9 protein-coding genes are annotated in these 11,793 nt (G+C 56.1%); 2 read left to right on the top strand and 7 right to left on the bottom strand.

Going from position 1 to position 11,793, the window contains the following annotated elements:
* Window positions 1-70: 70 nt before the first annotated feature.
* The 3 genes from APU02_RS09585 to hutI are packed head-to-tail and all read right to left on the bottom strand — an operon-like array spanning window position 71 to window position 3,012.
* Window positions 71-796, bottom strand: a complete 726-nt coding sequence (locus tag APU02_RS09585) for a histidine utilization repressor (RefSeq protein WP_042285169.1) — start codon at window positions 794-796, stop codon at window positions 71-73.
* A gap of 54 nt (window positions 797-850) precedes the next feature.
* On the bottom strand, window positions 851-1,792 hold the full coding sequence (gene hutG, locus APU02_RS09590) for a formimidoylglutamase (RefSeq protein WP_060569932.1): 942 nt from the start codon (window positions 1,790-1,792) through the stop codon (window positions 851-853).
* Window positions 1,789-3,012, bottom strand: coding sequence for an imidazolonepropionase (hutI, locus tag APU02_RS09595; RefSeq protein ID WP_060569933.1), 1,224 nt, complete (start codon window positions 3,010-3,012; stop codon window positions 1,789-1,791). Before hutI ends, hutG begins: the two co-directional genes overlap by 4 nt.
* A gap of 222 nt (window positions 3,013-3,234) precedes the next feature.
* On the opposite strand from hutI, the gene APU02_RS09600 reads away from it, so the two are divergent.
* Window positions 3,235-4,518: a putative acyl-CoA thioester hydrolase gene (locus tag APU02_RS09600; protein ID WP_060569934.1), complete on the top strand. Its 1,284-nt coding sequence runs from the start codon at window positions 3,235-3,237 to the stop codon at window positions 4,516-4,518.
* Window positions 4,519-4,605: 87 nt separating this feature from the next.
* Here APU02_RS09600 and APU02_RS09605 read toward each other — a convergent pair whose 3' ends face one another.
* The 3 genes from APU02_RS09605 to APU02_RS09615 all read right to left on the bottom strand — a co-directional run bounded on the left by APU02_RS09605 (window position 4,606) and on the right by APU02_RS09615 (window position 9,466).
* On the bottom strand, window positions 4,606-6,870 hold the full coding sequence (locus APU02_RS09605) for a hydratase (protein ID WP_060569935.1): 2,265 nt from the start codon (window positions 6,868-6,870) through the stop codon (window positions 4,606-4,608).
* Between the two features lie 26 nt (window positions 6,871-6,896).
* A complete protein-coding gene (locus APU02_RS09610; protein WP_042285185.1) occupies window positions 6,897-8,330 on the bottom strand; it encodes an anion permease in 1,434 nt (477 codons plus the stop codon).
* Between the two features lie 83 nt (window positions 8,331-8,413).
* Window positions 8,414-9,466, bottom strand: a complete 1,053-nt coding sequence (locus APU02_RS09615; RefSeq protein WP_060569936.1) for a 4-oxalomesaconate tautomerase — start codon at window positions 9,464-9,466, stop codon at window positions 8,414-8,416.
* Window positions 9,467-9,643: 177 nt separating this feature from the next.
* Here APU02_RS09615 and APU02_RS09620 point away from each other — a divergent pair, with 177 nt between their 5' ends.
* On the top strand, window positions 9,644-10,567 hold the full coding sequence (locus tag APU02_RS09620; protein ID WP_042285191.1) for a LysR family transcriptional regulator: 924 nt from the start codon (window positions 9,644-9,646) through the stop codon (window positions 10,565-10,567).
* 89 nt (window positions 10,568-10,656) lie between these two features.
* Here APU02_RS09620 and pgl read toward each other — a convergent pair whose 3' ends face one another.
* On the bottom strand, window positions 10,657-11,652 hold the full coding sequence (pgl, locus tag APU02_RS09625; protein ID WP_060569937.1) for a 6-phosphogluconolactonase: 996 nt from the start codon (window positions 11,650-11,652) through the stop codon (window positions 10,657-10,659).
* Between the last annotated feature and the right edge of the window lie 141 nt (window positions 11,653-11,793).

Here is an 11,793-nt window from a genome sequence, read left to right on the forward strand (position 1 = left end):
GGCTGAATTTAACAGAAAAGAAACATTTTTATCATATTGCGTCAGCAATCACGCTTTCCAGGACGCAGGGTCAGGAAGAGAAATGGCCCTGCAAGCGGTAACGGGAACCGGGGAAAAGCAGCCGCGCGTGGGAGACGATTTGCGTGGCGGACCAGGTGGTGCGGCGGATCAACAGGCAGGGTTCGGTTTCGTTGATGGTTAATAACGCAGACTCTTCGGCGCTGGCACGAACCGCTTCCACAATGTGCTCCCCTTCCGTGAGCGGGGCGATCAACGACAGATAAGCGTGCGGCGTGGTCTGGCTGTAATCCTGCGCCAGATAGTCGGGCACCACCTGTGCATTGACGATGCGATCTTCAATTTGTACCGGCAATTCATTTTCGAAGTGCACCATCACGGAATGAAAAATATCGCTGCCTTCGTTGATCTTCAGCGCGGCCGCCTGTAGGGCATTCGCGGGGCTTCTTTCCAGCACCCGCACGTCGCAACGGTGCTGATGCGAGCGGGCAGTGATTTCATCCGCGATACTGCGAATCTCGAACAGCGCCGACTGGCCTTTTGGCTCGGCGACAAAGGTTCCAACCCCTTGTAACCGCACCAACAGTCCTTCGTCGGTCAGCTCGCGCAGTGCGCGGTTAATGGTCATCCGGCTGTAGCCGTATTGCGTCACCAGCGCCGCTTCAGACGGAATGCGATCGTGCGGCTGCCAGATGCCGCTGGCGATCTTCTCGCTGATCGCCCGTTTTACCGTTTCATAATACGGCGCGGGTGTCGCGCGGGGTCGAAGGACATTCATGCGTACATTTACCTTTTCATCAAACCAGGGTTGTCGGAAGCCGTCGCTAATGGCTTATTGCCACCAGTAAACGATCTGCCAGCCAAGCCGCGCCGCAACGCGCGCCGCGCTGCCATCATTATCAAAGCGCGGATTAAATTCAACCATATCCACCGCCTGAAGCTTGCCGCTGCGACAAATCGGCTCAATCAGCCGCAGCAGGGTCGACAGCGGTACTCCCAGCGCGGCGGGTGCTGAAACCGCAGGCATCGCCGCGCCGGGAAGCACGTCGAGATCGACGGTAAGATAAATTTTATCGACCCGTCCGATAAACGCCGCAAGCGTCGCCTGCGCGTCATCGCAATAGAGATCTTCAACTACCGTCACCCGGCGGGTTTGCGCCTCATCCCACAGCGCCTGGGTATTTGCCGCCCGGCTGACGCCAAAGCAGGCATAGTGAAACCCACGCTGCTGCTGGTCGCACAGTTGCGCCAGTTGGCGAAACGGCGTTCCAGAACTGGGGCGTCCGGCGAAACGCAGATCCAGATGAGCGTCAAGATTGATAATTCCGATGCGTTCAGCCGCAAAAGCATCAAAAATACCCGCGCCATGCCCGAACGCCGTCTCATGCCCCCCACCGAGTACAAAGGTGCGCACACCCGCCTGCTGGCAGCGATGTACCGCATCCCTTAACGCCTGTTGCGCCCCTTCCAGATCCGCGCCTGGCGCCAGAATATTGCCCATATCCACCAGTCGCTCATGCCCGGCGTGGCAGGCGAGATTCGCCAGCGCTTTACGCAGCGCGTCCGGGGCGCCAGCGGCGCCGGGGCGTCCGTGGTTACGCTTAACGCCTTCATCACAGGCAAAGCCCAGCAGCGCAATCCGGTCACGATAATGCCCGGGCGAAAACGTCCGGCTTATTTCGATGGTCTGACACAGACGCAGCGCATTCGCCGCCTCCGCGCGATCATCACGTCCCTGCCACAGCGCAGGGGAAACGGGTTGCCATTGCGTCATACGATATCCCCCCGAAAGACGCGTTGATACAGCGGGTTGCGCCCCGGTTCGTACACGATCTCTACCGGATGTTCCGCGTCCCAGATCGCGAAATCCGCCCTATAGCCGGCCGTAAGCTGACCGTGCGTCGACTGGCGACCCAGCGCGCGCGCGGCGTGACGCGTGACCCCCGCCCAGGCTTCTTCCGGCGTCAGGCCAAACTGCACGCAGGCCATATTCATCGCCAGGTGCAGGCTGATAAACGGGCTGGTGCCGGGATTATAGTCGCTCGCCACCGCCATCGGCACGCCGTAGCGGCGAAGCAGTCCAACGGGAGGTGTCTGTTTCTCTTTCAGGAAATAAAACGCCCCCGGCAGCAGCACGCCGACAGTACCGCTGCGGTGCATCGCCGCCACGCCCGCCTCGTCCAGATACTCAATATGATCGGCAGACAGTCCACGATAGCGGCTGACCAACTGCGCGCCGCCGAGCAGAGACAACTGCTCCACGTGCCCTTTTACCGGTATACCCAGCGCCTGCGCCGCGCGAAGCACCCGTTCGCTTTGCGCAAGCGTAAAGCCAACGCTTTCGCAGAACAGATCGACCGCTTCAAACAGCCCTTTTTGCCATAGCTGCGGCAAAATGACGTCGCAGACAAGGTCGATATAGCCGTCAGGATCGTCGCGAAATTCCTGCGGGGTGGCGTGCGCCGCCAGCAGCGTAGGGCTGATCTCCATCATTCCGTCGGCCGCCAGCCGGGCAGCCACGCGCAGCATCTTTTCTTCGCTGGCGATATCCAGTCCGTAGCCGGATTTTATTTCCAGTAGCGTTACCCCTTCACGGGCTAAACGCTGCATTCTGTCTCTGGCGACGCGGTAAAGCACATCTTCTGTCGCCGTCCGGGTCGCTGACACCGTGGCGTTAATGCCGCCGCCCTGAGCGCTGATCTGCTGATACGAGACGCCGTTCAACCGCTGTTCCCATTCACTGGCGCGGTTGCCGCCAAAAATCAGATGCGTGTGGCAGTCAATCAGACCGGGGGTAACCAGTCGGCCCTCAAGGTTGGCGGTATTAGCATGGCGGGTCGGCAGTTCGGCTTCAGGAATAGCAGACAGGATTTTTTCGCCGCGAATAATCAGCGCATGATGTTCAAGTATCCCATACGGGGCGTCGATGTGCGGATCCAGCGTAGCGAGGCGGAGATTTCGCCAGACCTTATCCCCGGGTAACAGTTGCGACATGCTTTCTCCACTTGTCTTAGGTTGTATAGACATTTATTTGAGATCGCCGCGGGGAAGTCAATCTTCCGGATTAAAAATGTTACTTAATTGTGACTTCAAAACGCGAAGAATCCGCTAATGCTGAGTTAAAAAACAACTTTTTGCCTTTTCACCTTCCCGTTTCGTTCAACTTAGTATAAAAAAGCAGGCTTCAATGGACACTTAATTAGCCCGGAGCAACTCGTGAACACATCATCAGTTTCCCGTCTGGCGCTGGCACTGGCTTTTGGCGTGACGCTGACCGCCTGTAGCTCTACGCCACCAGACCAAATCCCTTCCGATCAAACCGCGCCGGGGACCGCCTCGCGCCCGATTTTATCAGCCAGTGAAGCGCAGAATTTTGTCGCGAAAACGTATTTTTCGTCGCTGACGCCAAACACTGCGCCGTGGACGCCGTCGGCAATTACCCTGCCGGCGCAGCCTGACTTTGTGGTGGGGCCGGCAGGAACCCAGGGCGTGACGCACACCACTATCCAGGCGGCGGTCGATGCGGCGATCACAACCCGTACGAATAAGCGTCAGTACATTGCGATTATGCCGGGCGACTACCAGGGCACCGTGTACATTCCTGCCGCGCCGGGCAGCCTGACGCTTTACGGTACCGGCGAGAAACCGCTGGACGTCAAAATTGGCGCGGCGATTGACGGTGAGATGAGCACTGCCGACTGGCGCCGCGTCGTCAATCCGGGAGGCAAATACATGCCCGGTAAACCAGCCTGGTATATGTTCGATAACTGCCAGAGCAAACGCGGCGCAACCATTGGCATGATGTGTTCCGCGGTATTGTGGTCGCAGAACAACGGCCTGCAGTTGCAAAACCTGACCGTTGAGAACAATCTCGGCGACAGCGTGGACGCGGGTAATCACCCTGCCGTGGCGCTTCGCAGCGATGGCGACAAAGTGCAGATCAACAATGTGAATATTCTGGGTCGCCAGAACACATTCTTTGTCACCAACAGCGGCGTGCAAAACCGCCTGGTCAACGATCGTCAACCCCGTACGCTGGTGACCAATAGCTATATCGAAGGCGACGTGGATATCGTTTCCGGGCGTGGCGCGGTGGTGTTTGATAACACCGATTTCCGCGTGGTCAACTCTCGTACCCAGCAGGAAGCATATGTCTTCGCACCGGCAACCTTATCTAACATCTATTACGGCTTCCTTGCGACCAACAGCCGCTTTACCGCCGCCGGTGACGGCGTGGCGCAGTTAGGCCGTTCGCTGGATGTCGACAGCAATACCAATGGTCAGGTGGTGATCCGCGACAGCGTGATCAACGAAGGCTTTAATCGCGCGACGCCGTGGGCTGACGCGGTGATCTCTAAACGTCCGTTCGCCGGTAACACCGGGGCGCAGGATGATAAAGGCGAGATTCAGCGTAACCTGAACGACACCAACTTTAACCGCATGTGGGAATACAATAACCGCGGCGTAGGCAGTAAAGTGGTGGCAGAGCCGAAGCAGTAACAACGCAGGCCGGATAATACCGGCCTGATGACGCTACGCATAGCAGACCTACGGGTCGTCACCTTACCGTGACGACCCGTTTTCACATCATGGCGTCAGACGCGCCCGGTTGAAATTAATCAGGCTGCCCGCTTTAATGATTTCACGCTCCTCGGCGGTGAGACTTTCCATATACAGACTGATTTCGCCCACCGGCGCGCCATCACGAATTACCCATGCCGTCATTTTTTCGCCGCAGCGCTCCAGCGCCGCGCGTATGCCGGGGATATAAATATAGTCGTCCACTTCAAACGACGGCGCTTCCGCCATTTGCAGCGGCAGCATTCCCCAGTTAATCACATTTGAGCGGTAGCGTTTGGTGGCATATTCCTGCGCAATATTCGCCAGCCCGCCAATCACGCGCTGACAGCTTGCCGCCTGCTCGCGCGCAGAGCCATCGCCGGGCTTCACGGCATAAATTACGCTGCCAATACCGGTTTCAGCCGCAACCACCCGCTCCTGACCGGCGATTTGCCGTATACCCGCAAATACCGAAGCCAGTTCGTCCGTCTCTCCCGCCCGCCGCCGTTTCTCCAGCGCGGCGACCGTTTTGCTTCTGCCCACATATTCCGGGTCGCGGCGCGACAGGGTAAATTCCGCCAGTCCCACCGGATTTGAACGATAAGAAGAGGTTTCGCCGGACGGAATAAGCTCATCGGTGGTGGTGACGTCGTCGAGGATTTTCGCGCACACCTTCAGCAGAATATTATCGGTCAGCGCGCCCATTTCCGGCCAGTCTTTGATATTCGGCCCGTAGATCAGTGGCTGTGCGGTGGCGCCTTTCACAAAGCCCTGATAGACGCGATTCTGGTAGGGCGCAGGATCGAAGCGGTAGGCCGGTACGTTATCCCAGCAGTCCAGCTCCGTTGCGGCGGTAAGCACGCCGCCGTTCGCCGCAGTGGCGGCCACGGAACGCGCATCCATCAGCGCGACGGCGGACATCTGACCGTTGCCCGGTTTCGAGCCCTCGCGGTTGGGGAAGTTACGCGTGGTATGACGAATGCTGAGTCCGTTATTCACCGGCGTATCGCCCGCACCAAAACAGGGGCCGCAGAAGGCGGTGCGGATAATCGCGCCTGCGCCCATCAGATCGCTGACCATCCCCTGCTTCGCCAGCGCCATGAATACTGGCTGTGAGGAGGGATAAACGGACAGCGAGAAGGCGTTGTCCCCGCATGAATGTCCGCGCAGCGCGTTGGCGGCGGCCACCACATTCTCATAGTTGCCGCCGGAACAGCCGGCAATGATCCCCTGCTGCACCTTCAGACGACCGTTTTCGACTTTATCGAGCAGCGAAAGCCCGGCCTTCCCTTGCGCAATGCGCTGCGCGTCAACTTCAACCTGGTGCAGAATATCGCTTAAGTTTTCCTGCAACGTTGCTATTTCATAGACATTGCTCGGATGGAAAGGCAAGGCGATCATTGGCCTGATAGCGCTCAGATCCACTGAGATGCAGCCGTCGTAATAGGCAAGCGGCTGCGGCGCCAGCGGGCGATAGGCCTCTTCGCGTCCGTGCAAGGCCAGCCATTGCTGAATTTCTTCATCGGTCTGCCAGACGGAGCTGAGACAGGTCGTTTCCGTGGTCATGACGTCGACGCTGTTACGGAAATCCGTGGAGAGGTTGCGGATGCCCGGCCCGACAAACTCCATCACTTTATTTTTAACGTAGCCGTTTTTGAACACCGCGCCAATAATCGCCAGCGCCACGTCCTGTGGGCCGACGCCCGGCGCCGGTTTACCGGTCAGCCAGACCGCCACCACGCCCGGATAATCGCAGTCCCAGGTATCATTCAGCAGCTGCTTAACCAGTTCGCCGCCCCCTTCACCAATGGCCATCGTCCCCAGCGCGCCATAGCGGGTATGGCTGTCTGAACCAAGGATCATCTTCCCGCCGCCGGCCATCATTTCGCGCATGTACTGATGGATGACCGCGATGTGCGGCGGCACAAAAATACCGCCATAACGCTGCGCCGCCGACAGGCCAAACAGGTGATCGTCGCCGTTTATCGTCCCCCCGACGGCGCACAGTGAGTTATGGCAGTTGGTCAGGACATAGGGCAGTGGAAACCGCTCCATACCGGAGGCTTTTGCCGTCTGAATAATGCCGACAAAGGTAATATCATGAGAGGTGAGCGCATCAAATTTAATTTTCAGTTTGCGCATGTCGCCGGAGGTATTATGCGCCGCCAGGATCGACCAGGCGATAGTGCCTTTTTTAGCATCGTCTTTACTGACTGCGCCGGAATAGTGTTCTTCAGCAATTATCTCGTTATTGTCGCTGAGATAGATCCCTTTCTCATATAACTTAATCATTACAAACTCCGTACCGCTATGAGTGATTACAGCATGTTCCAGCCGATAAGCAGGTTCCACCACCAGACGCCCAGCGTGATATGAACCAGGAAAGTGATGAATGTCAGCATGGCGCCGACCAGCCACCACGATTTAATGTCGTTATATCCCACGCCGAAAATAACCGGGCCGGCAGCGCCGCCGTAATGGGTTACCATGCCGCCATAGGAGTTGGAAAAAAGCAGCGCCAGCGCGGTTAACATTAATGGCGCGCCAGAGACGTTTGCCAGCATTGCGAAGACCGGCATCATCGCCACAATATAGGCGCTGCCGGAGGCAAAGAAATAACGCACGATAATGCTGAGAAACAGAATGATAAAAAATGCGATATTGCTATGGTTATCAAAGGAAATATTATTTTTGAACAGTTCTGCCAGCCAGTCGAAAAATTTCACTTTCGATAATAATGAACTCAGACCAATAATGCCGCCGTACCAGATTAAGGTATTCCAGCCACCTTTATTTTTGACCACGTCGTCCCAGCTCACCACGCCCAGCAGAAGCATCGCCCCCATTACCACGATAGCGACTGTGGATTCATCAATACCGAGACTTTTACTGAAGATCCATCCCAGCAGGGCAAGTACGAAAATGCTCAGCAGCATTTTTTCGCGCACTTTCATCGGCCCTAAATTCTCCAGTCCCGCCCGGGCGATGGTTTTATTATCTACTTTCTTAATTTCCGGCGGGTACATGAAATAGATAACCAGCGGCGCTAACAGCAGCATCACCATTCCTGGCAACAAGGCTGCCAGCGCCCAACCGCCCCAGCTGATCTGCAGATGGCAGATGTCGTTGATCATTTTTAGCGCCAGAATATTTCCCGCCATCGCGGTAAAAAACATATAGCTGGTGGTCTTGGTCACCATATACACCGTCATCATCAGGTAATGCCCGACGCGACGCGGACTTTTATCAGGTTCCGATCCCAGCGCCACCGCCACGCTGTTGATAATGGGCAGGACAATCCCCCCTGCCCGCGCCGTATTTGACGGGGTCGCCGGGGCGAGCACCAGGTCGAGAAAAACGGTGACGTAGCCCAATCCCAGCGTGGTGTTGCCGATTTTACCGATCAGGATGTAGGCGATGCGTTTACCCAGCCCGGTAGTGACAAAAGCGGCGCTCAGGGTAAAGGCGGAGAACACCAGCCACGTCGTGCCGGAGGCATAACCGCTCAGCACGCTGCTGGTCTTAAACTGACCGGCGCCTAAATTGCCGACCACCACCATTGATGCCGCAACGGCCATCAATAACACGACCGGCTCCGGGAAAGGTTTAATGACCAGCCCGACGATCGCCGCCAGATAAATGCCAAACAGCACCCAGGCCAGCTCGCTTAAACCGGCAGGCGCAGGCAGTAAACCTATTACGCAAGGGATCGCTAATATCGTTATTAGCTTCCATAATGATTTTACATTCATTTTTATGTCCTGATGGATCTGTGCAGAAATAGACAGCTGTCTGTTCGACATTCCTTAATCACAACGAAATGTGTTTTTGGCACTTACGGAAGATAAACGTCTCCGGAAAATATTTTCCTTGCGGTGCGAATAACGGAAGCGCGAAGCGTTGTTGGGTCGTCACTTTGATTGCTTAACTGAATATCGAGGCTGCCGCCCGGATGCTCGAGGGTAATTTTGCCGTTGCCGGGGAACGGAATGATCTGACGGGTTACGGTACCGGCAATCGCGCAGCTGCTGGCGATAGCAATCGCGCCGGTTATCGCCAGCGCTTTATGGCAGGCGTGCGGCATGAAATAACGCACATTCAGGGTGCCGCCTTTTTGTGGTGGAGAAATTAATACTGGTTTCGGAATCACCTTATTCGCGACATCGCCCAGACCCATCGCCAGCCCCGCCTGCAGACGAATAGACTCGATTCGCGCCAGAAGCTGCGCATCGCCGTCCAGTTCTGCCGCCGTTTCATAGCCGGTTTTACCTAAATAGTCGGCGGGAATTATCACTACCGGCATCGCCATATCGATACAGGTGGTTGGCACCGCGTCAAAATAGTTAAGCGGCTGGCCGGTCGGGAAAAGCCTGCCGGTTTTCGCCCCGGCGGCATTGAGGAAAGTCAGCGCGACGGGGGCCGCGGTTCCCGGTACGCCGTCGATTTTGACCGTTCCTTCATAATTCACCGCGCCGTTCGGTGTCTGTACGTCCGCTTCAATAAGGGTATGGGTATTCACGTTGCGGATACGTACCCGGGTGACAGGGGAAGTGGCGGCAGTCAGCCCTTGCTCTATAGCGAACGCGCCGACGGCGCAGAGCATGTTGCCGCAGTTTGGCGTGGTGTCGACGCGCTGCTCATGGACCAGCACCTGGGCAAAGAGATAATCGATATCGGCATCTGGGGCGGCGGAGCGGCTGACGATGGCAACCTTGCTGGTCAGGGGATTTCCCCCACCGATACCGTCTATCTCCAGTTCATTGCCCGATCCCATAATCGATATTAATACCGCGTCGCGTTGAGCCGTATTCTCAGGCAGATCCTCAGCCCGTAAAAATGCGCCGCGCGAAGTTCCTCCACGCATCATTACGCAGGGTATTTTTTTCACGTCAGTGTCCTCAATAATTATTACGCAAAACAGAATTACACGTGAAAAACGGCCTGGCTAATGACTTTGATTTTCCTATTAGTGACTTTTATTTATTAATCATCCTGCGTGGACTAAAGGTAAACTGAGGCCTGTTTCCGGGCTGGCGACGCCAGCTTTTTTATTTGTGGAGTGGCAATGAAACACCAACTATCAAGTATGAAAGCGTTTGTCACGCTGGCAGAGTCAGAATCTTTTAACAATGCTGCAAAATTACTTAATATTACGCAACCTGCATTAACACGCAGAATAAAAAAGATGGAAGAAGATTTACAGGTAATTCTTTTTGAACGGACAACGCGTAAAGTTACGTTAACAAAAGCGGGCAAAATGCTGTTACCGGAAGCGCGGGAGATAATTAAAAAGCTTGATGAAATGCTGTTTAATATTCGAGAAATGAATTCACATCAGCGAGGCAGAATCACCCTGTCCTGTATTCCAACGGCGGTGTTCTATTTTTTACCGCAGGCCATAGGGAAATTTAATGAGTTATACCCCAATATTAATGTGCGCATTATGGAACAGGGCACGCATAATTGCATGGAGTCCGTTCTTTGCAATGAGGCTGACTTCGGCATAAACATGAACAACATCACAAATTCATCGATAGACTTCACCCCGCTGGTGAACGAACCGTTCGTCCTGGCATGTCGGCGCGATCATCCCCTCGCCAGCAGACAGCTGGTTGAATGGCAGGAACTGGTGAATCACACGCTGATCGGCGTGCGCTCGTCGAGCGGAAACCGGCTGCTGATAGAGCAACAGCTGGCGGATAAGCCCTGGAAGCTGGAGTGGTTTTATGAGGTTCGCCATCTGTCCACCTCGCTCGGTCTGGTCGAAGCGGGGCTTGGCGTGTCGGCGCTGCCGGGACTGGCGATGCCGCAGACGCCGCACCCGACGCTGCTCGGCATTCCGCTGGTCGAACCGGTCATCCGCCGCACGCTGGGCATCATTCGCCGTAAAGACGCGGTTCTTTCGCCGCCTGCGGAGCGCTTTTTTAACCTGCTGCTGAAATTATGGACCGACCAGAGCGACCTGCTGTGGCGTCCGGTTTCGGAGTGAGCGCCCCCGCCGGTTGGCGGCAGCGCCCGACACTCCGCATTGTCGCATTTATTCGGCCAGGAAAGTCCTTCCCGGCCCGTTTACGTGGCTTAATACGCGTTAACCACGACCCACATCGGCCCCTGGCCAACCGCATAACGCCCTTTCTCCGTTAATAATCCCTGCACGCCGGAAATTTCATATACCGCGATATGGTGCGATTTCTGTCCGGCGGCAATCAGGTATTTTCCGCTGTGATCGACGTTGAAGCCGCGAGGCTGGGTTTCGGTCGGCTGGAAGCCCTCTTTGCTCAGCACGCTGCCGTCTTCGGAAACGCTGAACACCGTAATCAGGCTGGCGGTCCGGTCGCAGGCGTACAGATGACGTCCGTCCGGCGTAATATGAATGTCCGCCGCCCAACGCGTATCGGCAAAATCAGCGGGCATCATATCCAGCGTTTGTACGCATTCGATCTTGCCATGCGGATCTTTCAGCTCCCAGACGTCTACGGAACTGTTCAGTTCGTTAACACAATAGGCGTACTGCTGGTTTGGATGGAACGCCATATGGCGCGGCCCCGCCCCTTCAACGGTGGTCACTTCCGCCGGTTCCTGCGCCACCAGTTTGCCATCATCGCTCAGGGTGAACAGGCAGATGCGATCCTGCTTCAGCGCAGGCACCCACAGGGTGCGGTTGTCGGGTGAAATATTAGCCGAGTGGCACCCCTCCAGCCCCTCCACTACGTCCACCAGCCCGACCGGCAACCCGTCCTCCAGACGCGTGACGCTGACGTTTCCGGCATTGTACGAGCCGACAAAAACGAAACGCCCTTGATGATCGGTGGAAATGTGCGTCGGGCTGCCCGGCAGCGCGGATTCAGCGGCGAAGGTCAGCGCGCCATCATCCGGCGTAATCCGATAAGCCAGTACGCGGAACTCAGGTCGCACGCCCACGTACAGAAAACGTTTATCCGGGCTGACCACCATCGGCTGAACCTGTCCCGGAACGTCGACGACCTGAACCAGGCTCAATGCACCGTCGTGTTGCAGACGCCAGACATGGATCTGTTGGCTCTCTGGGCTGGCGGTATAAACTGTTTGCTTCATGAATACTCCTTGGCTTTTGGCAACTGCTGCAATTTACCAACGTAGACGGTTTTGTCAGTAAATGCTGAATTAATTTGTCCGCTTCCCGTCCCGGTGTACCATTCCGGCAGACGCATTTTTCAACATTTATCTGGATAACGT

Origin of the sequence: Citrobacter sp. 50677481 (assembly GCF_001463265.1) — a bacterium.
In the GTDB taxonomy this organism is placed as follows: Bacteria; Pseudomonadota; Gammaproteobacteria; order Enterobacterales; family Enterobacteriaceae; genus Citrobacter_A; species Citrobacter_A sedlakii.

What these genes read in the sequence shown, in the direction of transcription:
- pgl (WP_060569937.1), bottom strand. Translation starts at nt 11,652, where the DNA reads ATGAAGCAAACAGTTTATACCGCCAGCCCAGAGAGCCAACAGATCCAT.
- hutI (WP_060569933.1), bottom strand. Translation starts at nt 3,012, where the DNA reads ATGTCGCAACTGTTACCCGGGGATAAGGTCTGGCGAAATCTCCGCCTC.
- APU02_RS09605 (WP_060569935.1), bottom strand. Translation starts at nt 6,870, where the DNA reads ATGATTAAGTTATATGAGAAAGGGATCTATCTCAGCGACAATAACGAG.
- hutG (WP_060569932.1), bottom strand. Translation starts at nt 1,792, where the DNA reads ATGACGCAATGGCAACCCGTTTCCCCTGCGCTGTGGCAGGGACGTGAT.
- APU02_RS09585 (WP_042285169.1), bottom strand. Translation starts at nt 796, where the DNA reads ATGAATGTCCTTCGACCCCGCGCGACACCCGCGCCGTATTATGAAACG.
- APU02_RS09610 (WP_042285185.1), bottom strand. Translation starts at nt 8,330, where the DNA reads ATGAATGTAAAATCATTATGGAAGCTAATAACGATATTAGCGATCCCT.
- APU02_RS09620 (WP_042285191.1), top strand. Translation starts at nt 9,644, where the DNA reads ATGAAACACCAACTATCAAGTATGAAAGCGTTTGTCACGCTGGCAGAG.